Origin of the sequence: Pontibacter vulgaris (genome assembly GCF_022758145.1) — a bacterium.
GTDB classification, from domain to species: Bacteria; Bacteroidota; Bacteroidia; order Cytophagales; family Hymenobacteraceae; genus Pontibacter; species Pontibacter vulgaris.
Genome location: NZ_JAJVDH010000006.1, coordinates 98,740 through 124,464, shown reverse-complemented (window position 1 = coordinate 124,464; position 25,725 = coordinate 98,740). Strand labels below are relative to the sequence as shown.

The window sequence follows — 25,725 nt, the reverse complement described above, 5'->3', positions numbered from 1 at the left end:
TTGCGTTTCTGAATGCTTAGAACAAAGTTATAACAGAAGGTTTAATGGCAATTAAAATTTACTCTACCAAGTATAGCAGATTGTCTATAAAAGGCCAGATTTTATAGATTAAGATTTGCTGAAGTGTAAACTTTTAAATTTTGGGGAAGTAGAATGGCCTGTTTTGGCAAAAAAGATATTACCAAAAAATATAAAGAGGTTTTAGGAAAGGGAAGTATAAGTATAAAAAGCGCTATTTATACTTACTAAGCAGCAACTCTGCTACTTTTTTCATGCCGGTACTGGCTTTCTCTTCAAACAAGTGCAGGTTTGGCCGCTTGCGAATAGCAGGTAATTTAGGATCAACCACCAGCAGCGCCGATTCTTCAGAAATGAAATCAAGTAAACTTGCAGCAGGGTAAACCACAAGCGATGTACCTACTACCAGGAAAATATCAGCCCGTATAGCTTCTTCTACTGCTTTTTCCATCATTGGAACTGGTTCGCCAAACCAGACAATATTTGGCCTAAGCTGAGAGCCTCGTGCACACTTATCACCTAAGTTAAGCTCCCAGCTCTTCATTTCATAAATTAAGGAAGGATCTAATGTGCTGCGGCTTTCGAATAATTTACCATGCAGATGCAGCACATTGGTTGAGCCGGCCCGCTCATGCAAATTATCTACATTCTGCGTAATAATCCGAACATCAAAATCCTGCTCCAGTTCTGCAAGTATAAAATGCCCTTGATTTGGCTTTGCTTCCATCGCATTTTTGCGGCGCTGGTTGTAAAAGTCGAGCACCAGTTCCGGATTTTTGCGCCAACCCTGCGGCGAAGCCACTTCCATCACATCGTGTCCTTCCCAGAGCCCATCCGCATCTCGAAATGTAGCAATTCCACTTTCTGCGCTGATGCCGGCTCCTGTTAATACTACCAGCTTTTTCTTTTGAACCATAGCAGCTTTCCTGTTAAAAACTGAAGTAAAAATGAAAGTATAAATAGCAAGTAAATGTACGTGGGCTTAAAGTTTAAAGTATAAACAGCAGTTTATGCCATAAAAAAACCGCCCTTATCAGAGCGGTTTTTTTTTATTGTTTTATTTCTTCTTTGCTGCGCCAGGCTTCTTCGCAGTACCTGTTGCGGTTTTTTTAGCAGCTGGTTTTTTAGTTGCTGCCGCTTTTTTAGCAGTTGGTTTCTTTTCTGCAGTAGGCTCCGCTTTCTTCTTAAAGCCACCCCGTCCTTTTTTCTCTGGAGTTGCTTCTGCCAGGTCAAGGCACTCTTGCAGGGTAAGCTCTGCAGGCTCTTTTCCTTTCGGGATTTTAACGTTCTTTTTACCTGCAACAATGTAAGGTCCGAAACGGCCATTCAGCACCTGTATATCAGGATTCTCAGGGAAAGACTTGATTAACTTTTCGGCATCGGCTTTACGCTTCGCTTCGATAAGTGTTATAGCTTCTTCAGCAGTTATTGTGTGCGGGTCTATGGTTTTTGGCAACGAGTAAAATTTGCTGTTGTGGCTGATATAAGGACCGAACCTGCCTATAGCAGCTTTCATTTCCTTGTCTTCATACATACCAACTATGCGAGGCAGTTTAAAGAGCTCCAGCGCATCTTCTATTGCCAGGCTCTCCAGAAACTGACCTTTGCGCAGACTTGCATAAACTGGCTTTTCGCCTGTTTCTTCGTTTTCTTCGCCTAACTGCACATATGGGCCAAAGCGGCCAAGCTTTGCGATTACTTTTTTACCTGTAGCGGGGTCAGTGCCAATTTCACGCGCACCTGATACGTCAGCGCGGTTTATGCTTTCGCTTGATTCGATATTCTGGTGAAACTTCTTGTAGAAATTCTCCAGCATATTTTCCCACTCTTTCTGGCCTTGTGCAATTTCATCAAATTCAGCCTCCACACGTGCTGTAAAAGAATAGTCGATTACATTAGGGAAGTGCTCTACCAGAAAATCGTTCACAACCATAGCCATGTCAGTAGGGAAGAGCTTAGCCTTCTCGGCACCGGTCAGTTCTGTTTTGGTCTGTTTTGTGATCTCATTGTTCATCAGCGTAAGCACCTGGTATGGGCGCTCCTTACCTTCGCGGCTATCTTTCTCTACATAACCACGTTTCTGTATGGTAGAGATAGTAGGAGCGTAAGTAGATGGTCGGCCAATGCCCATTTCTTCCAGTTTTTTAACAAGGCTGGCTTCCGTGTAGCGTGGGGCAGGGCGGGAGTAACGCTGTGTTGCCAACATCTGGCGCAGGATAAGCTGCTGACCTATACTTAATGGCGGCAACATTCCTTTTACATCTTCGTCGCTTCCTTCCTCGTCATCTTTAGATTCGATGTATACTTTCAGGAAACCCTCGAATTTAATTACTTCGCCGGTAGCTATTAATTTCTCTGGCTGAGATGAAATGCCGATAGTAGCTGTTGTTTTCTCAATCTCAGCATCAGCCATCTGTGAGGCAATGGCACGTTTCCAGATCAGTTCGTAAAGGCGTTGTTCGTTACGGTCTGAGCTTGCTGTTAAAGCGCCAAAATCAGTTGGGCGAATGGCTTCGTGAGCTTCCTGCGCACCTTGCGATTTTGTTTTAAAGCGGCGGGTTTTTACAAAACGTTCACCAAAAGACTTTTCTATAGCTGTTGATGCACCCTGGATCGCTTCTTCCGATAAATTAAGCGAGTCGGTACGCATGTAAGAAATCTTACCGGCTTCATATAACTTCTGGGCAATGCTCATAGTTTGAGCAACCGAGAAGTATAACTTGCGACTGGCTTCCTGCTGTAGTGTAGAAGTTGTAAATGGAGGGGCGGGGCTACGTTTTAATGGCTTTGTCTCCAGGTTCTCTATAGTATAATTAGCTCCGAGGCAGCGCTGTAAAAAAGCATGTGCTTCTTCTTCGGTTTTATACTTGGTAGGTAATTCAGCTTCCAGTGTTTTACCCTGCACATCAAAAACAGCTGTAATTCTAAAAGATGCCTCTGATTTAAAACGCTCTATTTCACGCTCACGCTCTACTACCAGGCGCACTGCTACAGATTGTACCCGTCCGGCAGAAAGCCCTGCTTTAATCTTCTTCCAGAGAACAGGAGAAAGCTCAAAGCCTACTAGACGGTCGAGTACGCGGCGTGCCTGTTGTGCATTCACCAGGTCCATGTCTATACTTCGTGGCGTGTTAATGGCATTAAGTATAGCGTTCTTGGTTATCTCACGGAAAACAATTCGGCGCGTTTTGCTATCGTTCAGGTTAAGTGCCTCAGTCAGGTGCCACGAAATAGCTTCTCCTTCACGGTCGTCGTCTGATGCCAGCCAAACTACTTCTGCTTCTTTTGCAAGTTTGCGCAACTGGGCTACCACATCCTTTTTATCGTTGCTGATAACATAGGTTGGCTTAAAACCGTGTGCAATATCTATAGCATTATTATCTTTCGGAAGATCGCGTACGTGCCCGAAGCTTGATTTTACAATAAAATCTTTGCCTAGGTACCCTTCGATTGTTTTGGCCTTGGCAGGCGACTCAACTATAACTAAATTTTTTATCATCCTTTATATTTACAGGCGAGCAAGGCTCAAATTTGCCCAAAGTTCAAATATTTTTTTTAACAATTATAATCTCTTACGTATAACATCGGTTTAATAAGGGGTAAACGCCTGCTACTCAGTTATACAATAAAACTTCATGCTTCTATACGAACACATCTGCTAATTATATGCAAAGACTTATACTCATTTGCCGACACGCCGATGCTATTGAACCATTTCCGCTGCAACCAGACTTTGAGCGAGAGCTTACAAAAGAGGGAATACAAAATGCCCGGAACACGGCTCAATGGCTACGCGACCATTTTCATAAAGTAGATGCGCTTATTGCAAGTCCGGCACGCAGAACCAGTACTACTGCCACCATTATGGCTAATAAGTTATACTTTAGCGAAGATGAAATTGCTTTTGAACCGGAGTTATATAATGCACGGGAGACCCAACTGGTTCAACAATTAAGTAAATTGGCTGATAATATCAAAACTGTGCTGCTTGTTGGTCACAATCCTGGTGTTACCCAACTGGCCCGCTCCCTCACAGCTAAACACATCGCTTATTTAGAGCCCGCACAGGTATTAGCCATTGAACTCGATCTCGAAAAATGGGAGGAAATAAACTATACTACAGGTATAATTCATAGCCTGAATACAAAGCAGATACATTAAACAAACCTGTAAAAGCAAAATTTATACTTTCGGGTTTACTATATTTTTAATAGCTTTAGCCAACTTACCAGCAAACTAGGCTGTTAAAAGTAAGAACCGCTATACCTTTATGAAGACAACTGTTGTGGCCGTAATTAACCAGAAAGGCGGCACTGGCAAAACCACTACAACTATAAACTTGGGTAGCTCACTCAGTAAATTAGGTAAAAAAGTTCTCCTTGTAGATCTTGACCCTCAGAGTAATTTATCTTATTCATTGGATGTTGCCAGCCCTGATGCCACCCTGGCAGAAGCCTTATTAGGCACTAAGTCAATAGCTGATATTATAGTTGAGAAAGATGGGTTATACATTGCTCCCGGCTCTAATGAACTTGTTGATGTAGAGATATCGTTAGTATCTCAGCCGGAGCGTGAAAAATTTCTCAAATCGCTCCTGTCTCAACTGAAAGGTTTTGATTATGTGCTGATTGATTGTCCTCCGTCTTTATCTGTTTTGACACTAAATGCACTTACGGCAGCTCAGGAAGTACTTATACCTTTGCAAATGGAAGTGCTGACCTTACAAGGTCTGGACCAGATCATGAATACCGTGAATAAGGTAAAAAAAGCCTTCAATCCGAAACTTAAAATAAAAGGCATCGTAGTCGTGATGTTTGATATCAGGCGTAAATTAAGCCAGGAAGTTTTGGAGTACCTACGTGAAAATGTGAAGGAGAAAATTTTTGACAGCCAGATACGGCTTAATGTAAAGTTGGCCGAGGCACCATCATTCGGAAGAAGTATACTTGATTATGATAGTTCATCTAACGGTGCTAAAGACTACAAAGCACTTGCGGAAGAATTTTTAAAAGCATAAAAGTGCCTTTCAGAAGTACTATAAATAATTTAACTAATTTGCATAAGAATTAATGGCTGAGGTAGCTGAGTATATATATAAAGACTTATATTTAACCTCTAGTTTATTTTAGTGCATTTACGATACCCAACGCAACTAAACTCAATATGGCCTTAGGTAAAAATTTGAAGTTGAGCAAAGACAAGCTCATCAGTGACGTGGAAGCCAAATCCGAAAGTACACCTGCCCCTAATGCTAAGCAAGAAACCCCGGCTGCTACTGCATCCATTGGTGAAGTATCTGCAGATGCTATGGCAGCTACATCGCGTAAAAAAGCTGCTTCGGAAAAACCAGTAGCTCAAAGCTCTGTAACAACTACAGTTGCACCCGGCAAAAATGGCAAGGCTACTAAAAGCCAGGTATTGCCACAGGAGCCGGAATACATCAGCGAACAGTTGAACAAAGTGTTGTATGCCCTCGATGCTTTTAAAAAGGGTGATATTTCTGTTCGACTGACAAAGCAGAACAACGATATTTTTGCGGAGATAGCGGAAGCCTATAACTCGATGGTGGAAATGATCGGTGGTGTAGGTGGTGAGGTATCGAGAATTTCGAAAGTAGCGGGAGTTGAGGGTAACCTGAAAGCCCGTGCTTCGGCTGAGAATGCATCCGGTTTCTGGAAAGACATGATCAACAATATCAATGGTCTTGTTGATTCTATCGCAGTTCCGGTACTAGAGGTAGGCAAAGTACTTAAGAATATATCGCGTGGTAACCTGGACGAAACATTCCAGATCCCTGTTTCCGGTGACTTTAAGATCATGGCGGAAACTATCAACCGTACGATTGATAACCTTAACCTTTTTGCAGGTGAGGTAACCCGTGTGGCACTTGAAGTGGGTACGGAAGGTAAACTGGGTGGCCAGGCATCAGTGCCAAACGTTGCCGGTGTATGGAAAGACCTGACCGACAACGTAAACTACATGGCCTCGAACCTGACCTCTCAGGTGCGTGACATTGCCAACGTAGCAACTGCGGTAGCAAAAGGTAATCTGACTCAGAAGATCACAGTAAATGTACGCGGCGAATTAGCGGAGCTGAAAGAGAACATCAACCAAATGGTGGACTCGCTGAACATCTTCGCTGACGAGGTAACCCGCGTGGCACGTGAAGTAGGTACAGAGGGTAAGCTGGGTGGCCAGGCCAATGTGCCGAATGTTGCCGGTGTATGGAAAGACCTGACTGACAACGTAAACTACATGGCTTCGAACCTGACTTCTCAGGTGCGTGACATTGCCAACGTAGCAACTGCCGTTGCGAAAGGCGACTTAACACAAAAAATCACAGTAAATGTACGCGGCGAATTAGCCGAGCTGAAAGAGAACATCAACCAGATGGTGGATTCTCTTAATGTATTTGCTGGTGAGGTAACCCGTGTTGCCAGAGAGGTAGGAACAGAAGGTAAACTGGGCGGACAAGCTAATGTACCAAGAGTAGAAGGTACCTGGAAGGAACTCACAGACAATGTGAACCTGATGACCAGTAACCTGACCTCTCAAGTGCGAGATATTGCCAATGTAGCAACTGCGGTGGCGAAAGGCGACCTGGCACAGAAAGTATCTGTTGATGTGAAAGGCGAGCTGGGTGAACTGAAAGACATTCTGAATGAAATGGTGGACCGACTGAATGTGTTTGGCGCGGAAGTAAGCCGCGTGGCACGTGAGGTAGGTACTGAGGGTATATTAGGTGGCCAGGCCAACGTGCCGAATGTTGCCGGTGTATGGAAAGACCTGACTGACAACGTAAACTACATGGCTTCGAACCTGACTTCTCAGGTGCGTGACATTGCCAACGTAGCAACTGCCGTTGCGAAAGGCGACTTAACACAAAAAATCACAGTAAATGTACGCGGCGAATTAGCCGAGCTGAAAGAGAACATCAACCAGATGGTGGACTCGCTGAACATCTTCGCTGACGAGGTAACCCGTGTGGCACGTGAAGTGGGAACTGAAGGTAAGCTGGGTGGCCAGGCATCTGTACCTAATGTAGGTGGTGTTTGGAAAGACCTGACCGACAACGTGAACACGATGGCGGCAAACTTAACCTCACAGGTGCGTGACATCGCCAACGTAGCAACTGCGGTGGCAATGGGCGACCTTCGCCAGAAAGTATCGGTGGATGTAAAAGGAGAGATGGCCGAACTGAAGGTTAACATTAACCAGATGGTGGACTCGCTTAACATTTTTGCTGATGAGGTAACTCGTGTGGCGCTTGAAGTAGGTACGGAAGGTAAACTGGGCGGACAAGCTGCAGTTCCTAATGTAGGTGGCGTTTGGAAAGACCTGACCGATAATGTAAACTACATGGCATCTAACCTTACCTCACAGGTAAGAGACATTGCTAAAGTAGCCACAGCTGTTGCGAAAGGTGACCTGAGCCAGAAAATCACAGTGGAAGCCCGTGGTGAGATCCTGGACCTGAAGGAGAACTTAAACCAGATGGTGGACTCACTTAATATATTTGGTGATGAAGTAACCAGAGTGGCGCGCGAGGTAGGTACTGAAGGTAAACTGGGCGGACAGGCAAACGTGCCGAACGTTGGTGGAACCTGGAAAGACCTGACTGACAACGTAAACTATATGGCTTCTAACCTGACTTCTCAGGTGCGTGATATTGCTAAAGTTGCTACCGCTGTTGCGAAAGGTGACCTGAGCCAGAAAATCACAGTGGAAGCCCGCGGTGAGATCCTGGACCTGAAGGAGAACTTAAACCAGATGGTGGACTCACTTAACATCTTCGCTGACGAGGTAACCCGTGTAGCTCGTGAAGTGGGAACGGAAGGTAAGTTGGGTGGACAAGCCAACGTACCGAAAGTACGTGGTACCTGGAAAGAGCTTACCGACAATGTAAACACCATGGCGAGCAACCTGACCTCTCAGGTGCGTAACATCGCTAAAGTTGCTACCGCTGTTGCGAAAGGTGACTTAACACAGAAAGTATCGGTGGATGTGAAAGGTGAATTAGGCGAGTTGAAGGAAAACATCAACCGAATGGTGGATTCACTAAACATATTTGCAGGTGAGGTAACCCGTGTGGCGCTTGAAGTGGGTACAGAAGGTAAACTAGGCGGACAGGCGAATGTGCCGAATGTTGCCGGTGTTTGGAAAGACCTTACTGATAATGTAAATACAATGGCTTCGAACCTGACAACTCAGGTACGAGGTATAGTAAAAGTAGTAACTGCAGTATCTAAAGGAGACTTAACGCAGAAACTGAGACTTGAAGCTCGTGGCGAGGTTGCTGATCTGGCTGAAACTATCAACTCGATGGTGGATGACCTGAACAGACTTGCCGGTGAGGTTAGCCGTGTGGCAAGAGTAGCCGGTGTGGAAGGTAAACTGACCGAGCGTGCGACTTTGCAGGGTGTTGGTGGTAGCTGGAAAGAACTGGTAGATACCTTGAATGATCTGCTTGAGTCTATAGTTGCTCCGATGCTGGATGTATCACGTGTGGTACGTGCCATCTCTGAAGGTGATCTTACCCAAAAAGTAGAGGCTCCAACAGCAGGTGATATACTTGATATGGCAATGGCCCTTAACCTTGCGGTAGACAACCTGAACTCACTACTTGGCGAAATCAACGATTCTTCACTTGTAGTAGGTACTTCTTCTGAAGAAATGGCTGGTAAAGGTTTAGAAATGAACCGCGTTACGCTGGATGTTGCGCTTGCAATGCAGCAGATGGCAGAAGGTGCTCAGAACCAGGCCCTCAAGACTGACCAGGCATTTAAACTGATCGAAGAGATCATGAAGGCGACGAAGGAAACCGCTAATCGTGCTGAAGTAGTGAACAAATCGGCATTACTAGGTGAGGAAACTTCCCAGCTTGGTCTTAAAACTGTAGCAGAAGTGGTAAAGAACATGGAAGAAATTTCCAGTTCAGCTGCTCTTACTGCTAAGACGATTGAAGTATTAAGTACGCGTTCTCAGGAGATATCGAAATCACTAGGTGTAATCACAGATATCGCGGCTCAAACCAACTTACTTGCTCTTAATGCTGCCATTGAGGCGGCCAGAGCAGGAGAGGCAGGTAGAGGTTTTGCGGTGGTAGCCGAAGAGATCAGAAAGCTTGCCGAAGGTTCTCGTAAATCAGCCAGTGAAATTGCTACGCTGGTAGAGGATGTGAAGAAAGATACAGCTTCTGCAGCAACAGCTATCTCAACCATGGAAGGCCGTGTATTAAAAGGTAAAAATGCAACATTCGAAGCATCAGGCGCCTTTAAGAACATTGCAGCTTCCAGTGGCGAAACGCTTCGTACTGCACAGGATATCTTAACTGCAACAGAAGTTCAGAAATCATCAATCGGCGACGTTGTGAAGTATGTGGAGGAAGTGGTAGCCATTGCGGAACAGACAGCTTCTGGTACGCAGCAAGTGGCAAGCACTGCCAAGCAACTTTCAGCTTCGATGCAGGAACTGACCTCATCTTCGCAGAACCTGAACGATATTGCAGCCGATCTGCAGATCAGTATTTCAGCCTTCAAACTTGTTGATGGTAATCTTTTCTTCGATAATAACGCTAAAAATCGTCGACTGGCATCTGTTCCGGTACAACGCAAGCTACAAAAGCAGCCAGCTGGCAATAACAGACCAGCAACCGGAAATTCTGCTATTACAAGCAGATCAGGAGAAGGCAGAAAATAATTAGAAGCGTTGAAAATGAAGAGAGATAAGAATAAAAGTATAGATAATGAAGGATTAGCGGAGCCGGTTGATTCGGCTCCCACTTCTTCTGATTTACACGAAGCAGGACCTTCAGAAACAACTCCTAATCCACATTTACCAGAAGAGACTGTCCATCTTATAGTTTTTAAACTTGGGGCCGAAGATTATGCCATTAGGATTGAACAAGTAAAAGAGGTAACAGTTACTCCGAATGTTACCCGAATGCCCCGCACACCTGATTTTGTGAAGGGAGTAGCCAATATCCGTGGTGATATTATCGCAATTATGGATCTGGAGGAACGATTTGGAATCAGGCCTGTAATAGATGCGAACAGTTCGCTACTAACCTATACACTTGTTATCGAAGCAAAAGATTATAGTATAGGCGTTGTTGTTCGCGAAGTACCACAGTCATTAAATTTATCTGTTTCTAAAATAGATAAAACCCCGGCTTTCCTTCAGGATATCAATATCCATGAAAACTATATTGAAGGCATCGCCAAAGTTGATAACCGTTTGATCATTGTGCTGGATATGTTTAAGATCCTGACCCACGATGAAATTTCGGAATTAACTGAATAACTCCCAAAAACAGATTTAACTGTAGAAACGCAAAAGAAATTATGAATAGAATTCTTATTGTTGACGATTCCTTCTACATGCGCACCATGCTGAAGAACATGCTTACTGACGCAGGCTACGAAGTAGTTGGTGAGGCCCCTAACGGGCAAACTGCATTAGAGCTGGCAAAAGAGACTAAACCGGACCTGATCACACTTGACGTGATTTTGCCTGATAACACCGGACTTGATGTACTTAAGGGTATAAAAAGTGAGCAGCCTGATATGAAGATTGTCATTGTAAGTGCTGTAGGCCAGGAAGTAATCGTTAACGAAGCGCTTGATCATGGTGCACTTGCTTACATAGTAAAGCCTTTTTCAGAAGAAAAGGTACTTGAGGTAGTAAGCAAAGCATTAAGTGCATAGCTCATTTCCATTTAATGAGTAAATTTTAGTGAGTTTTAATAGTAGAGCTAGTAAGTAGTGCAGGATCTTAAGAATAAAGTAAGAGTACTGATTGCTGATAAGTCGAGCTATACAAGGTTAGTGCTGGAGGATATACTCAACAGTGAAAAGGATATTACTATAGTTGGTGTAGTGCCGGATAGTGATAAACTTTTAGAACAACTGAAGGAAACAAAGCCAGATGTTATTGTGGCAGACCTTGGTTTGCTAAAGCATGACAACCTGTTCACACTTAAACGCATTTTTAGTGAGTTGGCTACCCCGATCGTTTTGTTGCTTCATCAGGAGGAACATACATTGGACTTAATAAAAGAAACCACTGAAATTGGAGTTTATGCTGTTGTCTTTAAGCCGGAAGGGCAGAAGAATTTCCCGAACTACCGTGTTCTGAAAGATGAACTATTATTTAAAGTACGGGCAGTGCTGCAATCAGAATTGCGTGATGCTAAACGGCTGGTTAATCAGGTTCCTGAAGTTTCAATTCAACAACAGAAACATGCTGTTAGTAAGCAAAATGTTACCGCTGATACCATAATAGTGATTGGGGCATCAACGGGCGGAACACTGGCTGTGGAAAGTATAATCAAGCAGCTGGCACCTGACATTAATGCTTCTGTTTTAGTGGCAGTGCATATGCCGGCTGGTTTTAGTACCACTTTTACCAAAAGGCTAAAGGAAATTACACCTTTAAATGTGGTTGAAGGTAAAACCGGACTTATGCTAAAACCGGGAAAAGTTATTGTTGCTCCAGGTGGCCGTAATATGGTTGCCAACTCAATTATGGGTAATGCTGCTAACTTACGTATTGGTTTTACTGAAGACAACAATACTTCTGATGAATATCCGTCGATTGACCTGCTGATGAAATCGGTAGCAGTTAGTGGAGTTAAAAACGTGGTGGGAGTTATACTTACCGGTATGGGTAAGGATGGTACAGTTGGTGCCAGTTATATTAAAGAAAGAGGAGGCGTGCTGATCGCTCAGGACGAAGAATCATCGGCTATTTTCGGGATGGCCAAGTCAGCTATAGATAGCGGCTATATAAATAAGGTACTGCCATTGTCGCAGATTTCATACTTCCTGAATAAGTATGTGTTGCGGCAGCACAAGGTCAGTTCTACTGACAGTAATGCATGAAATCGAGAGAACAGGAATATAAAGAAATATTTATAGCCGAGGCGCTGGAGTATTATGATGCTCTTAACAGGCATATAAGCGATCTGGAAAAGAGACCGCAGGACGATCAGGTTCTGGCGGAGATATTCCGTTTGCTCCATAACCTGAAAGCAAATGCTAAAGCTATTGGTTACCTGCATATTTCTGACCTTTCGCATAAACTGGAAACTGCCTTTAGCCTTATCAGGAACAAAGAACTTAGTTTCAGTGATGAAGTAGTTGCCGTTCTTTTTGATGGTATAGACCTGCTTGGTGATCTTATCACTAACATTGATAACGATAGCTACGGCGAGCCCGACCCGGTATTGCTCCGTAACCTCGATATCATCGTTGATAATTTATCTGGCAGCACCATCGAGCTGGCGAAGGTACAACGTTATAATACTTCTAAAAATCTTTCGCTTTCCGATCTCATCTACATTCAGATCAAGAAACTTGACCACATGCTGAATCTGGTTGGGGAGCTGATGATAGATCGTGACCGTGTTTTGTCGATAAGTCGTGAACTTGATAATGATGAACTGAAAAGCGTAAGCTCGCACCTGTACCGTATTACGGAGGAACTGCAGTACAGTGTAATGGATGCCCGCCTCGTAAGTATAGGTTCTTTGTTTAACAAGTTCCCCAGAATTATCCGGGATATAGCCACGGCAGAAGGTAAAACTATAAACCTGAGTCTTATCGGACAGGAAATTCAGATTGACCGTAACATACTTCAGATTATTACGGACTCGCTTCTCCACCTTGTTAGAAATGCCATTACCCATGGTATAGAGCGTCCGGAAGAACGAGAGAAAAAAGGTAAATCCAGGGAAGGGCATGTATCGCTTGTGGCTCGTAACGACCGGGACAATGTTGTGATTAAACTATCTGACGACGGTAAAGGCATTGATTTCAAGCAGGTTCGTAAGGCAGCAGTAGAGCAGAAGTTAGTTGCCTCTGATGTTGCCGCAGGCCTGAGCAACTCTGATCTTTTAGGTTTTCTTTTTGAACCTGGGTTTTCACTAGCTAAAGAAGTAACCGAGTTCTCGGGTAGAGGAGTTGGCCTGGATGTTGTTAAAAACGCAATCGATTCTATTGGCGGGCGTATCAATATAGATTCTGAAAAAGGTAAGGGCACCAGTTTTACAATGCAATTACCTACCTCAATAGCCGTTAAAGGAGCGCTGCTTTTCGAAGTAGCGGATATTTTTTACGCTATTCCTCTGATACACACTGAGTCTGTAGTAGCAATGGAAACAGACGAGCTTCACGAAGTTGGCGATGTACTGCTGGCAGACGTAAAAGGGGAGACTATTACCGTTGTTTACCTGAATGAACTTTTGAACGCTCCTGAAGAAACAATGAGACTCGGAGATAAAACCAAACTAAGCGGCCTGATACAGAATATTATTATTGTATCTTACAACAACAGGAAGCTTGGATTGATAGTTGATAAGATGTACCGACAGCAGGATATAGTGGTAAAGCCGTTGAGCAAGCCACTTGATACTATTGACCTTTATGGAGGGGTTACGCTGTTGGGTACAGGTAAAGTCTGCTTGGTACTGGATGTACCGGCAATAACACGATATTTTATTCATCGCAGATAGAAAGAAGGGATGGAGAAGAAACCTACAAATACGACTACTATGATAGAGCCTCATGTATCGGAGCTGGAGCGTGATATAATTAAAGAGATACTGAACATTGGCCTCGCACGTGCTGCTGATTCATTTGCTGCCATTGCCAAAGATAAAGTTCTTTTAAAAGTGCCCGATATCCAACTTATCGAGGTGAAGGACCTTTTGCAACTGGTTGCCAAGTATGAAACCACGCACTCTATCATACAATCGGATATAAAAGGCGATTTTAATGGCGCAACGCTCATGTTATTCTCCGATGATCATATTGCGCGCTTATCTGAAGTTTGCCTGGGTCTGTTGGACGTACAAAAAGGTGAGCTTAATGTAATGCAGGAATCACTATTACTGGAAATCAGTAATATTATTACCGGCGCATTGGTAACACAACTGGCAAATATCCTGAAGGCAAATATTTACGGTTCTCCGCCAAAGGCCCCTAAAAGCCATATTGCCGATTCATTAAAGGACATACTGGTGCAGCATCCTTTATTTCAGCCATTAGTATTTACAGTAATTACGCAGTTTACGCACAACTTTAAAAAAGTAGAATTACCACTCTTACTGTTTTTTGATACAAATACACTTTTAAAGATTCTAGAAATTATCAGAACCTTCAGCGTAGATAAGAACAACATACTGGACACTGAATAAATCCAGTATACTTTATCTTTCAGCTTAGAAGTATGTATACCAATAAAGTATAGCTCATCCGTATACTATGTTTTGGGTTGTATTTTAAAAAATGAAGTATATTATACTTTGCTGTTACACTAGTAATTACTTTAAGGTGTTATACCTGTTAATCCGCAATTTTAAGACTCCCAATCTTAAAATCTTGCTGTTTTTTTAATTTCTATTTTACATTTCCATTCCCGATTGGAAATATAATAGTTTCCTGTCTATTGCAATTCCCTCCTTCAATTTAAAGTACCTTTTAGTATTTATACTTTTCATTCAGGGCCTAAATGGCTAAAGTATAACCTGTTGGCTTTTATAGTCGTTTATCTATCTTTGATAATAGCTATAGATTTGTTTCTTTTGCCCTCTTAAATACTTTTATAATCTTCATACCTGATTAATGAACGCCTTAGGAAGACACATTTTAGTTGAATTTTACAATTGCTCTCCTGAGCTGATGAACGATGTAGTACACATCGAAAACAGCATGGTTGCAGCTGCCGAAACTGCTGGTGCAACTGTAATCAACAGTACTTTTCACCACTTTTCGCCGTACGGAGTTTCCGGGGTTGTGGTAATTCAGGAAAGTCATTTGGCTATTCATACTTGGCCTGAATATGGCTATGCAGCGGTTGACTTATTCACCTGCGGAGATTCTGTTGACCCATGGGTATCTTACAGGTATTTGAAAGATGCATTTGAAGCCAGCCATGGTTCTGCTATGGAGTGCCGTCGCGGTCAGCTGGACCTGCTTAAGCGCATGGATTTTAACCTGGAGTCATTGCGTGATGTATCAGCCCAGCCTCAGGAAAAATTAGGTACAATTACACGTGATGTATGGTTTACAGAGCGCGATGAAAATATAGCTTTGTCTTTAAAGCACTCAGGTAACCAGCTTTACAAAAAAGATTCGCCTTACCAGCGTGTAGAAATGTTCGAAACCCTGGCGTATGGCAATATGCTCACGTTAGACGGCATGGTAATGTGCACGCAAAAAGATGAGTACGTATACCACGAAATGATTACACACGTGCCTATGTTCAGCCATACAAAAGCTAAACGTGCGCTTGTAATTGGTGGTGGAGATGGAGGCACAGTGCGTGAATTATTACGCTATGAGCAGTTAGAGGAAGTTACTTTAGTGGAGATAGATGAGCTTGTAATTGAAGCTTGTAAACTACACCTGCCTGAAACGGCTGTAGCTTTTGATAACCCACGCCTTAACTTGCTTGTTGACGACGGTATAAAGTATATTAAAGAGTGCGCTGACGGGAAGTATGACCTTATTATAATTGATTCTGCAGATCCGGTTGGCCCAGGTGAAGGTTTGTTTACCGCTGCGTTTTACGAGGAAGTATACCGTTGCCTTACGCCGGATGGTGTTATGATTACGCAATCTGAATCGCCTCGCTTTAACAGTGGTGTTTTTGTTGAGATCTACGATACCTATAAGCAGATATTTGGTCAGGATAAAGTGCATTGCTACCTGGCTGCTATACCTACTTACCCAACAGGAACATGGAGCTTCTCATACTCATCTAAAGGCGAGTCTCACCCAATGAAATTCGACCGTGAAGCAGCTGCCAGATTCTCGAAAGAGCAAGGCTTGAAATATTATAACGAAGATATTCATACAGCTGCCTTTGCACTTCCAAACTTTGTAAAAGAGCTTTTAAATACAACAGCAAACAAGTAGTATGAACAGCTCAGAAAAAAGAAAAGAAAGTAGAGAACAACGTATAGCAGGCTTCGACCCGAATGGCGTTGGCGATGTAAGCGGCGGCCTTTTTGGTTTGCCTTATACAGTGGAGGAATCTGAAGTTGTAATTATACCTGTGCCTTGGGAAGTAACAGTTTCATATAGTGCTGGTACAGCGCAGGGTCCAAAAGCGGTTAAAGATGCTTCGCCACAACTTGACCTTTACGATCCAGCTATTAAAGATGCCTGGAAATTAGGTATAGCCATGGAAGAAATTCCGGCTGACTGGGAAGCTGCCAGCGAAGAGTTACGCTCCAAAGCAGAAGAATATATCGGTTGGTTAGAAGATGGAAGCCCGGAAGAAGGCCGTTCAGCTTTTGAAAATTTACCTAAGCAGATAACCCAAAAAGGAGAAGAGTTGCTGCAGTGGTTAAAAGCAAAAGCTACCGCTCATCTGGATGAAGGCAAACTGGTTGGTGTTTTAGGCGGCGACCACAGCACACCGCTTGGCTTAATGCATGCGCTTGCCGAAAGGCATGAAGAATTTGGTATACTTCAGGTAGATGCGCACATGGATTTGCGCGATGCTTATGAAGGCTTTACTTATTCGCATGCTTCTATCATGTTTAATGCGCTAAAGCTGCCACAGGTTAAGAAACTAGTTCAGGTTGGTATTCGAGATCAGGCGCAGTCTGAAGCCGAACTGGCTGAGCAGTCAAACGGCCGGATTATTGTGTTCTATGATTCAATTCTTAAGGAGAACCAATATGATGGCGATAGCTGGAAAAAAGACTGTAAAAAAATTATAGCTCAGTTACCTCAGAAAGTATACATCAGCTTTGATATTGATGGACTTGACCCTAAACTTTGCCCGGGTACAGGTACACCAGTTCCAGGCGGTTTAGAATTTGAGCAGGCAGTGTACCTTATCAAGCAGCTGGTTAAATCTGGTCGTGAGATCATAGGCTTTGATCTTTGCGAAGTTGGCCCGGGCGAGAGTGAGTGGAATGGAAATGTAGGAGCCCGCATGTTGTATAAATTATGCAACTGGATGGCAGTGTCGCAGAAGCGACTTGAAGTATAAACCAGATTAGAACAACATAATTATACTTCACCTATAACCATACTTTATGACCGGATTTTTTATTAAAGTACTTATAACAGGTATAGCTGTTATCATTGCCACTTACATTATTCCTGGCGTAACTATAACTGACAGTTTTTTAACTGCTTTTGTATTTGCGTTTGTGTTGGCTTTGCTCAATACATTTGTAAAACCAGTGCTGACCTTCCTGACAGTACCCATTACTATCATGACACTTGGCTTGTTCCTGATTGTGATAAACGTTGGAATGGTGTTACTTGCTGATTATTTAGTGGATGGTATTGATATCGCAGGCTTTTTTACTGCTTTGATATTTGGTATTGCAATTGCCATACTTACCTGGATACTAAACCTGATATTTTAATAGTATAGTTCTTATAAAAAAAGCGGTGGCAGAAAGTAATTTCCGCCACCGCTTTTTTTATACTTATTTATAAATTTTACTTTCCAGCCATCCAATGTTCGCAAGCCTCGGCACATTCCTGGCAGGCGTCTGCGCATTTTTGGCAATGGTCGTGTTTATGTTTACGGCACTCCTGCTCACACTGTCTGCAAATTTCAATACACTCCTTCATAACATGTTTTGCATGTGCTGAGTCGCGGGCTACAAACCGCGATGTAAGGGCACAGATATCAGCACAGTCACGGTCCAGCATAATACAGCGCACCATCATTTTAACATCTTCTTCCTGCAAACACAAAGTAGCACAGGTTTCGCATGCTGTAACACACTTTATAAGTATGTGCTCAAGCTCGTTCGTTCTCTCAGATTTCATAGTTTTTTGTTATTGGTTTAATGCTTTAAAGGTACGGGGCATCTATTGGGTTTGTTATTTTGCTCAGGTTATAGGTCCCACTAACCCGTAATTATGGTTATCTTTGGAGTTCGAAGCAGGCAGTTTATTATCATTGCCAAAGACACTAACAAGCAGCAGTAATGGATATTAGAGAGGCGCGCGAAGCACTTAAGTTATACTTTGGTTACGAACATTTCCGCCCCATGCAGGAGCAGATTATAGCTTGTATTCTGCAAAAGAAAGATGTGGTGGTGCTAATGCCTACCGGTGGCGGTAAATCTGTTTGCTACCAGGTTCCTGCTGTGGTTATGAAAGGAATTACTTTGGTTGTTTCGCCATTAATAGCGCTGATGAAAGATCAGGTAGAGGCCCTGCTCGAAAATGGTATACCTGCTGCTTATCTTAATAGCTCCCAAAACGCAGAAGATCAGTATAACATCGAGAACCAGTGTCTGGAAGGCAAGCTTAAACTACTATATGTATCGCCGGAAAAACTACTCTCGCCTGGTTTCTTTTCTTTTCTTAAACGCCTTCAGATCGCATTATTTGCCATTGATGAGGCACATTGTATCTCGGCATGGGGGCACGACTTCAGGCCGGAGTACACACAATTAAAAGCCCTTAAGCAGCAGTTTCCGCAAGTACCGGTGGTGGCGTTAACTGCAACCGCCGATAAACTTACCAAAAAAGATATACAAGAGCAGTTAAATCTGCTGAATCCGCAGGTGTTTATATCTTCTTTCGACAGGCCTAATATCAACTTAACGGTTAAACCTGGCCGCGACCGCCTGAACCAGATGTTAGCTTTCCTGGATAGGCATCGGGGGCAACCGGGTATAGTATATTGCCTTAGCCGTAATGCTACCGAAACGATCGCCGGTAAATTGAAAGCAAACGGGTACAAAGCTACCTTTTATCATGCCGGCATGTCGCCGCAGCAAAGAGCAAAAGCGCAGGAAGATTTTCTCCGGGATGATGTGCAGATCGTTTGCGCAACCATAGCCTTCGGTATGGGTATTGATAAATCTAATGTAAGATGGGTGATCCATTATAACCTACCGAAGAATATAGAAAGTTATTACCAGGAGATAGGCAGGGCAGGTAGAGATGGGGCTTCGTCTGATGCATTGTTGTTTTATAGTTTTGCAGATGTTATGAACCTGCGCAGCATGCTGTCGGAAGGAGTAAAAACTCAGACAGAATTACAAATGGTAAAATTAGAGCGCATGCAACAGTTTGCAGAAGCTGCTATTTGCCGTAGGCGTATTCTGCTGCAATATTTTGGCGAAACAATGGAGAAGGATTGCGGGAATTGCGATATATGTAGAAACCCGCCTGTTACGTTTGATGGTACCACTATTGCACAAAAAGCTTTGTCTGCCATCGCTCGTACCCAGGAAAAAGCAAACATGAGTTTGCTGATTGATGTACTGCGTGGTTCGAGAAACAGCCAGGTCATGCAACATGGTTTTGACAGAATTAAAACCTACGGTGCAGGCCGGGATATCAATTCTATAGACTGGCAAAGATACCTCCACCAGTTATTAAATGCCGGCCTGGTAGAGTTAGCTTATGACCAAGGTTATACTTTAAAATTAACGGAGCAAAGCAAGAAAGTTCTTTTTGAAGGAAAGCCAGTGCAGCTTGTTAAGTTTGATGAAACCAAACAGAAAGAAGAAGCAGCTACAGTAAAAGCCAGGCCAAAACGTGAGATTGTACAGGATGCGTTGTTTGAGCGATTGCGAGGCCTGCGAAAACGTTTGGCTGATGAGCATAATGTGCCTCCTTATGTAGTGTTTACCGATAGTACCCTACAGGAAATGGCTGCGGAAAAACCAGCAAACCGAATTGCTATGCTGGCTATTTCAGGTGTTGGTGCTCAGAAATTTGAACGCTATGGCCATGACTTTGTTAACGATATCATCAATTTCATGACAGAGGAGCAGTCCCGGGGAAATAAATTAAAAGGTGCTACGCATCTGGTTACTTTTGAAGCATATCAGAAAGGCCTGATGCCAGAGGAAATCGCAATTCAACGCAACTTAAACCCGGTTACTGTATACTCTCATCTGGCAACGCTTTATGAGCAAGGCTATGCCATTCGTATCGAAGATTTTGTAACCAGAACTGAATATAAAACAATTGCCAGATCAATAGAAAAACTCGGCGCAGATGCTAAACTTAAAGATCTTTTTGAAGAACTGGGCGAAGGGTACGAATACTATAAAATAAGGCTGTCGCTGGCGGTTTATAAAAAAGAACATGCTACAGGATAGAAAAAAAGAGGCTGCAATATCTTGCAGCCTCTTTTTTTAACTCTTCTGGTTATTTGATTGATGCGATCGGATCCGGCTTTGAATCTTTATCACCGGTAATGGTACCTTGTGAATAGACAGTACCACGAAGCAACAATAAACCCGCCACATGAGGAGCAGCATAAGATGTGCCGTTACCAGCGTATCCTAAACCACCACCTTTTGTAGTTCCGGTTACATTAACACCGGGTGCTGCAAAATCAACTCCCAACCCATAGTTTGATTTATCCCAAAGGCGGTTATAATTATCAATCGCTGAAATTGTATAAACATTAGTAGCATTAACACGTGCAGGAGATAAACCAGAACAATCTACTGCGCTGTTACCGGCCGCTATAGCAAATAATATACCTTTACCAGCTGCTGTTTTAACTGCGTTATCTAATGTTGTTGAAATGCCGGCACCTAAACTCAGATTTACAACCTCTCCAGCCTTTGCATTCTGAATTACATAGTTAACCGCAGAAATTGCCCTGGATACTGTACCGCTACCTGCATTATCAAATACTCGCAAGGCAATAATTGTAGCATTAGATGCTACGCCAATCATACCTGTGCCATTATTTTTTGCCGCAATTATGCCTGCCACAGTTGTACCATGGCCATAGCCATCCTCAATTGAGGTCTCTCCATAGATGAATGATTTACTTCTGGTGAGGTTTATGTTTAGGTCAGGGTGGTCTGTATCAACGCCTGAATCTATTACCCAAACCGTTTTGCCTGTACCATTTCCATAACCAACTTTTGCAATGTTCCAGGGTACTAAGTCGCCGGCAAGTGGGGTAATTGTAGTATAAGCTAAACCTGAAGTTGATGTGGTTAAGGTAGGTGCTGGTGAAGTACTTACCGGCTGTGTTACGGTGTCAACTGGTGCTGGCGCAGGAGTTGGAGCATTTCCGTATATTTTACGGAACAAGCTCTTCATATTTAATTTTCCGAGTGCTATAACCTTGTCTTGCTCCACATAAGCTACCTCAGGGTTATTACGTAGTTTCTCAACCTGTTCATTAGACAGTCGGGCTGTAAAACCATTAACCGCACCCTCATACGTTTCTCTTACCTCATGCCGGTCCAGTGCAACAGCTTCTAAAACACTTTCCCGAACACCATTTATAGAGGCACGGTTTTCAGAAACAGCATTCGAAATGCCGGTAGTCTGCAGATTATTAGATCCATCTTTTAACACCACAATATATTGCCCGGGTATAGTCTGCACGTTTTCTGAAACTGAACTCTCAGTAGATTTGAATTGATCTTCCATTAAATCTTCCTGCTGACAGCCCGCAAGCGAGGTTAGGCCTGCTAGTGCAACACAATACACTGATCTGGTAAACATACTTGGCATCATAATCTGAAGGTTAGGATTAAAAATAAATTAAGCTTTAACTGTAACTTAAAATTATAGTATCCGTAACCACGCGATTTTCACATAAGTTCAGTAAAAATCAGAAACTTAGAAGAAATTAGAATTTAATTTTTTTAAGTTTGATGATGTTTTGAAAAAATATAATAATATGAAGTATGACGGGCTTAAGAATGGTGAATGCATATAAAATGCAGCCCATAAGGCAAGAAATTTAATGCGAATAAGCTTATCTATTCAGTTAATTGAAAAGCCTGGACAAATCTAATCAATATTTAAATTTATACTTTATAAAGTATAACTAAGACAATATTGTAAAAGCCATTCTGACAAACTGGAAATCTGATTATATGAAAAATTAAACTTTCAGAAATATAAGTTAATGATAAATACTAAGGTATAAGTTGCTAATTTATTTAGTATGAAATGTATGATATTTTAGTTAATCTGCGTATATTTACAAAGTTCTGGTTATAATATAACCGGATTATTTATTTTGAACTAAGATTATTGGCATATACCGTGGAAAAAGTAACTTCTAATATCAGATATCTGCGCAAAAAGAATGGTTATACGCAGGCACAACTTGCTGAGAAACTAGATATTAAGCGCTCGCTGGTGGGTGCTTATGAAGAGGGGAGGGCAGAACCAAAATTAAGTACACTGGTTAATATTGCTCAACTCTTCAATATTACGCTTGATGAGCTGATAACACTAAATCTGGCTGAAAGCACAGGAGTTAAACAAGTTGGGAACGAGTCGGGCGGAAAGCTGCGTGTTTTAGCTATTACCGTGGATAAGGAGGAAAAAGAGAACATCGAACTTGTGCCTTATAAGGCTAGTGCGGGTTATCTTAATGGCTATGCCGATCCTGAATTTATTGAAGACTTACCACGTTTTAAGTTGCCTATGCTTGGTGCAGGCGGTACTTACCGGGCTTTCGAAATCAGTGGCGATTCCATGTTGCCGATAGCTTCCGGTACTGTTATAGTGGGGCGTTTTATAGATGAGTGGAGTTCAATAAAGGATGGCACGCCATGTATAATTGTAAGCCAGAAAGAAGGTGTTGTCTTTAAGCGTATTTATAATAAGGCTCCTGATAGTACTGTACTCCGACTGCATTCTGACAATCCTGTATATGCGCCATATGAACTTCATATGGGGGATATACTCGAGATCTGGGAAGCAAAGGCTTACATCAGTTCAACCTTCCCGATTGCTGATATTTCGTTAGATAAGTTATCTTCTATCGTACTTGATCTTCAGAAAGAGGTTCAAAAACTTAAAAAAGCAGAATAAATTCGGCTTCAATATTACGAAGCTTTTACGCATGCATACCCTTCGCAAATAGATTGACACTATTTGCGAAGGGTATCTTTTTTAACAAGATGTTGGTATATTCGTAAAGGCATACAGTAGTATTATCAAGGAGAGTAATTATACAGAATTTATACACCACAATGTGCTATGGTAAAGCTTATAACCGCTGCAGAACGCCACGAAGCTAAAGTAGGAGACTGGCTTACGTCTAACTATCTTTTTTCTTTTGCAGATCACTATGATCCTTCTAATATGCAGTTTGGGCCTTTACGTGTTTTTAATGATGATCTGGTTTCTCCAAACTCTGGCTTTCCTACGCATCCGCATACCGACATGGAAATTGTTACGCTTGTATTAGATGGCGAGATAACGCATACTGACAGCCTTGGCAATACTACCAAATTAAGTCCCGGTAATGTGCAGCGTATGACCTCCGGAACAGGCATTACACATTCTGAAGCTAACGAATCTGATAAGGAGGCACATCTGGTTCAGCTGTGGTTTCTGCCAAACAAACGTGGTTTAGCACCTTCTTACGAACAATTGAGGGTTGATTTTCTGAATTCCAAGAATAAGCTGGTGCCTTTGGTTACAGGCCAAAAGGTTTTGGAAGATGTAGTATTCATTAACTCTAACTCGACTATTTATCATGCGAATCTGGGCCAGGGAGAAGATATTGCTTTTAAAACATTTAAGATCAGAAAGGTTTTAATTTATATACTGGAAGGCAGCCTGATCGTGAATGGAGTAGAAGCTGATAAAAATGACCAGGTAAGGATGGAAGATCAGGATGTTATAACTATACATGCTACATCTGCTTCTTCATTTATACTTGTTGATGTGCCGGCTGTAGAGGCTAATTATTAAAATAAGTATAAATTTAAAGCATCTTGGTTAACTAAAAGTATAAGATTTCTAAAAAAGAAGCGGCGATGATAATTTCATCGCCGCTTCTTTTTTAATAACTGCTGAAATCTGCAGAAATCTATAGTGTATACTTTCTGCCTTTATTCTGTTGCTTCAGATAATCCATTAGCGGCTGGAAGTATGCTACCATAGCGCGTGCACTTAATTCCTCGCCGGTTTTATCTTTCAGCATTTTACGCCAGTCAGCGGAAGCACCAGGGTACATAATTTCGTACAGGAACTTACCAACTTCTTTATTCCCATAATAATTAGTAGCGTGTGGGTCCTGCTTCAATATGTTTTTAGCAATATGATCATGCAACTGGAACAATATCACATAAGACAAGGCATAGTCGTAGTATTGGGCCGGATCGTCGTTGATGTGCGTTTTAGTAGCTGCGTCGGTAAACTGCTCGCCACGTTCTGCAGGCGGTACTATACCTTGATATTTCTTTGTCAATTCCCACCAACGCTTATTAAGCTCTTCTTTAGGCAGATTTTTGGCATAAAAATCATGTTCCCACTCGCTCATGGTACCTGCGGCGAAAGGTATAAATGTAACGTAACTTAATGCTTCCTTCAGAAGAGTTTGTACTTCATCAGTCTTAACATTTGGGTCTACCAGGTTTAAGCTTGCCATAAAAGGCTTCTGCATAGCTGCTAATCCCATTAAGCTTCCAATACCTTCGTGGTACGCCCTGTTTGCCCCGCCACGTAGCAGCACCGGTACATCAGGGTTCGTATAGCTCATGTAGTAATAAATGTGGCCAAGTTCATGGTGTGTTGTTTCATACCATTCGGCATTGGGCTCCACACTCATCAGGCTGCGCACGTCGTTTTCCAGGTTCATGTGCCAGGCAGAGGCGTGGTTGTTCTTTTTATACTTGGCATTTTCCGGCAATGGGTAAAGGCTCGATTTCTCGTAAAAAGACTGCGGCAGATTCGGGAAACCTAAACTCACATAAAAACGCTCTGCCTGTTTTATCTGCCACTCAGCCCCTTTTGCTTTTAAAGCCGCATCCAGATCCAAACCTTTTACTTCTACCATTGGGCTCCAGTCCTGGCCCCAGCGGTTAGGTAGCCAATGAGCCGGCAGGTAGTCCGGAACTTGTTTCATGCCATACTTTTTAGCCAGTTCGTAGCGTGCGTAAGTATGCAATTCGCGGTACAGCGGGCGCAACTCCTGGTTTAGTTTCTCCATTAACTGCATCATTTCTTCACGCGACATGTCGTAGTCAGAAGCCTGGTAACTGAAGTAATCGTCGTAGCCAAGGCTTTGTACCGTTTTGTTACGTAATTCACGTAGGTTCAGTAAACCGGTTCTGAGGCCTTTGCCTACTTCCTTGCTTGTATTCCAGGCAGCCAGGCGCTTGCTAACGCTTTTCTCAGTTTTAAGAATGTTATCGATATCATTGGTGGTTACCGATTTCCCATTCAACTTATAGTCAAAGCCATACAGCTTTTCCGTTTGCTCTGTCTCGGCTTTAATGCGTGCTTTTACAACATCTGGCACGGTCTGCGGGTTATTGGCTGCAGCATAAAGTATAGCTTCCAGTTGCTTAACCTGCAGGTCTGTCAGCTCACCTTTTTTCTTCATGAAACCACGGGCCTTTTCAATATTATCAATACTGCCCGTAAAAGCGGCAAATGCCTCGTTAGCACGTTGTGTAGCTGCTGCATTTGTCGTATCGCCTTCAACAATGTGTGTATTAGAGCGCCACTCCGCTTCGGCAGAAGCAGTATAAAGTTGCTGGTACTGCTTTGAATAATTGTCGATAAATGTCTGCGCTTCCTGTTGCGAACTTTGCGTTGGTGTTGCAGTTTCTGTGGTAGTTTCTGTTGTTGCAGTAGGAGTTTGCTGGCTCGTGCAGGACAGCATAAACGCTGCTGTTAAGCCTGAAAGAAAGATGCGTTTCATAAAAAACGTTTAGGTGGAACATGTATGGCAATATGCCTAAGGTATTCTGTATTGCTTATT

The 25,725-nt window shown here is 42.7% G+C and carries 19 protein-coding genes; 14 read left to right on the top strand and 5 right to left on the bottom strand.

Annotated elements, in window-relative coordinates:
* Window positions 1-232: 232 nt before the first annotated feature.
* Together LWP20_RS14935 and topA are read right to left on the bottom strand one after the other, a co-directional pair.
* Window positions 233-934, bottom strand: coding sequence for an SIR2 family NAD-dependent protein deacylase (locus LWP20_RS14935; protein WP_242928974.1), 702 nt, complete (start codon window positions 932-934; stop codon window positions 233-235).
* 141 nt (window positions 935-1,075) lie between these two features.
* On the bottom strand, window positions 1,076-3,517 hold the full coding sequence (gene topA / locus LWP20_RS14930) for a type I DNA topoisomerase (RefSeq protein ID WP_242928973.1): 2,442 nt from the start codon (window positions 3,515-3,517) through the stop codon (window positions 1,076-1,078).
* A gap of 167 nt (window positions 3,518-3,684) precedes the next feature.
* Here topA and LWP20_RS14925 point away from each other — a divergent pair, with 167 nt between their 5' ends.
* The 11 genes from LWP20_RS14925 to LWP20_RS14875 all read left to right on the top strand — a co-directional run bounded on the left by LWP20_RS14925 (window position 3,685) and on the right by LWP20_RS14875 (window position 17,410).
* Entirely contained in the window at window positions 3,685-4,179 is a 495-nt protein-coding gene (locus LWP20_RS14925; RefSeq protein WP_242928972.1) for a SixA phosphatase family protein, read from the top strand.
* 109 nt (window positions 4,180-4,288) lie between these two features.
* Window positions 4,289-5,035 (top strand): ParA family protein, encoded by a 747-nt coding sequence (locus LWP20_RS14920; RefSeq protein ID WP_242928971.1) that lies wholly within the window; start codon window positions 4,289-4,291, stop codon window positions 5,033-5,035.
* 146 nt (window positions 5,036-5,181) lie between these two features.
* Window positions 5,182-9,717: a HAMP domain-containing protein gene (locus LWP20_RS14915; RefSeq protein ID WP_242928970.1), complete on the top strand. Its 4,536-nt coding sequence runs from the start codon at window positions 5,182-5,184 to the stop codon at window positions 9,715-9,717.
* Between the two features lie 15 nt (window positions 9,718-9,732).
* Entirely contained in the window at window positions 9,733-10,320 is a 588-nt protein-coding gene (locus LWP20_RS14910; protein ID WP_242928969.1) for a chemotaxis protein CheW, read from the top strand.
* Between the two features lie 41 nt (window positions 10,321-10,361).
* Window positions 10,362-10,724 (top strand): response regulator, encoded by a 363-nt coding sequence (locus LWP20_RS14905; RefSeq protein ID WP_242928968.1) that lies wholly within the window; start codon window positions 10,362-10,364, stop codon window positions 10,722-10,724.
* A gap of 57 nt (window positions 10,725-10,781) precedes the next feature.
* Window positions 10,782-11,900, top strand: a complete 1,119-nt coding sequence (locus LWP20_RS14900) for a chemotaxis protein CheB (RefSeq protein ID WP_242928967.1) — start codon at window positions 10,782-10,784, stop codon at window positions 11,898-11,900.
* Complete coding sequence (locus tag LWP20_RS14895) at window positions 11,897-13,531, top strand: chemotaxis protein CheA (RefSeq protein ID WP_242928966.1); 1,635 nt, start codon at window positions 11,897-11,899, stop codon at window positions 13,529-13,531. Before LWP20_RS14900 ends, LWP20_RS14895 begins: the two co-directional genes overlap by 4 nt.
* A gap of 9 nt (window positions 13,532-13,540) precedes the next feature.
* Window positions 13,541-14,215, top strand: a complete 675-nt coding sequence (locus LWP20_RS14890; RefSeq protein WP_242928965.1) for a chemotaxis protein CheC — start codon at window positions 13,541-13,543, stop codon at window positions 14,213-14,215.
* Window positions 14,216-14,642: 427 nt separating this feature from the next.
* Window positions 14,643-15,938, top strand: a complete 1,296-nt coding sequence (speE, locus tag LWP20_RS14885) for a polyamine aminopropyltransferase (RefSeq protein WP_242928964.1) — start codon at window positions 14,643-14,645, stop codon at window positions 15,936-15,938.
* Between the two features lies 1 nt (window position 15,939).
* Complete coding sequence (locus tag LWP20_RS14880) at window positions 15,940-17,025, top strand: agmatinase family protein (protein ID WP_242928963.1); 1,086 nt, start codon at window positions 15,940-15,942, stop codon at window positions 17,023-17,025.
* Between the two features lie 46 nt (window positions 17,026-17,071).
* A complete protein-coding gene (locus tag LWP20_RS14875; protein WP_242928962.1) occupies window positions 17,072-17,410 on the top strand; it encodes a phage holin family protein in 339 nt (112 codons plus the stop codon).
* Window positions 17,411-17,486: 76 nt separating this feature from the next.
* Here LWP20_RS14875 and LWP20_RS14870 read toward each other — a convergent pair whose 3' ends face one another.
* Window positions 17,487-17,822: a four-helix bundle copper-binding protein gene (locus tag LWP20_RS14870; protein ID WP_242928961.1), complete on the bottom strand. Its 336-nt coding sequence runs from the start codon at window positions 17,820-17,822 to the stop codon at window positions 17,487-17,489.
* Between the two features lie 161 nt (window positions 17,823-17,983).
* Between LWP20_RS14870 and recQ the strand changes: the two genes are divergently transcribed.
* Window positions 17,984-20,119, top strand: a complete 2,136-nt coding sequence (gene recQ, locus LWP20_RS14865; RefSeq protein ID WP_242928960.1) for a DNA helicase RecQ — start codon at window positions 17,984-17,986, stop codon at window positions 20,117-20,119.
* Window positions 20,120-20,168: 49 nt separating this feature from the next.
* On the opposite strand, the gene LWP20_RS14860 is transcribed toward recQ, so the two are convergent.
* Window positions 20,169-21,419 carry a S8 family serine peptidase gene (locus LWP20_RS14860; protein ID WP_242928959.1) on the bottom strand — a complete coding sequence of 417 codons (1,251 nt, stop codon included), beginning with the start codon at window positions 21,417-21,419 and terminating at the stop codon, window positions 20,169-20,171.
* Window positions 21,420-22,043: 624 nt separating this feature from the next.
* Here LWP20_RS14860 and LWP20_RS14855 point away from each other — a divergent pair.
* Together LWP20_RS14855 and LWP20_RS14850 are read left to right on the top strand one after the other, a co-directional pair.
* Window positions 22,044-22,820, top strand: coding sequence for an XRE family transcriptional regulator (locus LWP20_RS14855; protein ID WP_242928958.1), 777 nt, complete (start codon window positions 22,044-22,046; stop codon window positions 22,818-22,820).
* Window positions 22,821-22,988: 168 nt separating this feature from the next.
* A complete protein-coding gene (locus LWP20_RS14850; RefSeq protein ID WP_242928957.1) occupies window positions 22,989-23,708 on the top strand; it encodes a pirin family protein in 720 nt (239 codons plus the stop codon).
* A gap of 118 nt (window positions 23,709-23,826) precedes the next feature.
* On the opposite strand, the gene LWP20_RS14845 is transcribed toward LWP20_RS14850, so the two are convergent.
* Complete coding sequence (locus LWP20_RS14845; protein WP_242928956.1) at window positions 23,827-25,665, bottom strand: M2 family metallopeptidase; 1,839 nt, start codon at window positions 25,663-25,665, stop codon at window positions 23,827-23,829.
* Window positions 25,666-25,725 lie beyond the last annotated feature (60 nt).

Coding starts and splice junctions, on each gene's coding strand:
- LWP20_RS14905 (WP_242928968.1), top strand. CDS start 10,362: ATGAATAGAATTCTTATTGTTGACGATTCCTTCTACATGCGCACCATG.
- LWP20_RS14890 (WP_242928965.1), top strand. CDS start 13,541: ATGGAGAAGAAACCTACAAATACGACTACTATGATAGAGCCTCATGTA.
- LWP20_RS14875 (WP_242928962.1), top strand. CDS start 17,072: ATGACCGGATTTTTTATTAAAGTACTTATAACAGGTATAGCTGTTATC.
- LWP20_RS14935 (WP_242928974.1), bottom strand. CDS start 934: ATGGTTCAAAAGAAAAAGCTGGTAGTATTAACAGGAGCCGGCATCAGC.
- LWP20_RS14895 (WP_242928966.1), top strand. CDS start 11,897: ATGAAATCGAGAGAACAGGAATATAAAGAAATATTTATAGCCGAGGCG.
- LWP20_RS14845 (WP_242928956.1), bottom strand. CDS start 25,665: ATGAAACGCATCTTTCTTTCAGGCTTAACAGCAGCGTTTATGCTGTCC.
- LWP20_RS14925 (WP_242928972.1), top strand. CDS start 3,685: ATGCAAAGACTTATACTCATTTGCCGACACGCCGATGCTATTGAACCA.
- LWP20_RS14870 (WP_242928961.1), bottom strand. CDS start 17,822: ATGAAATCTGAGAGAACGAACGAGCTTGAGCACATACTTATAAAGTGT.
- LWP20_RS14920 (WP_242928971.1), top strand. CDS start 4,289: ATGAAGACAACTGTTGTGGCCGTAATTAACCAGAAAGGCGGCACTGGC.
- LWP20_RS14915 (WP_242928970.1), top strand. CDS start 5,182: ATGGCCTTAGGTAAAAATTTGAAGTTGAGCAAAGACAAGCTCATCAGT.
- LWP20_RS14850 (WP_242928957.1), top strand. CDS start 22,989: ATGGTAAAGCTTATAACCGCTGCAGAACGCCACGAAGCTAAAGTAGGA.
- recQ (WP_242928960.1), top strand. CDS start 17,984: ATGGATATTAGAGAGGCGCGCGAAGCACTTAAGTTATACTTTGGTTAC.
- speE (WP_242928964.1), top strand. CDS start 14,643: ATGAACGCCTTAGGAAGACACATTTTAGTTGAATTTTACAATTGCTCT.
- LWP20_RS14910 (WP_242928969.1), top strand. CDS start 9,733: ATGAAGAGAGATAAGAATAAAAGTATAGATAATGAAGGATTAGCGGAG.
- topA (WP_242928973.1), bottom strand. CDS start 3,517: ATGATAAAAAATTTAGTTATAGTTGAGTCGCCTGCCAAGGCCAAAACA.
- LWP20_RS14860 (WP_242928959.1), bottom strand. CDS start 21,419: ATGGAAGATCAATTCAAATCTACTGAGAGTTCAGTTTCAGAAAACGTG.
- LWP20_RS14880 (WP_242928963.1), top strand. CDS start 15,940: ATGAACAGCTCAGAAAAAAGAAAAGAAAGTAGAGAACAACGTATAGCA.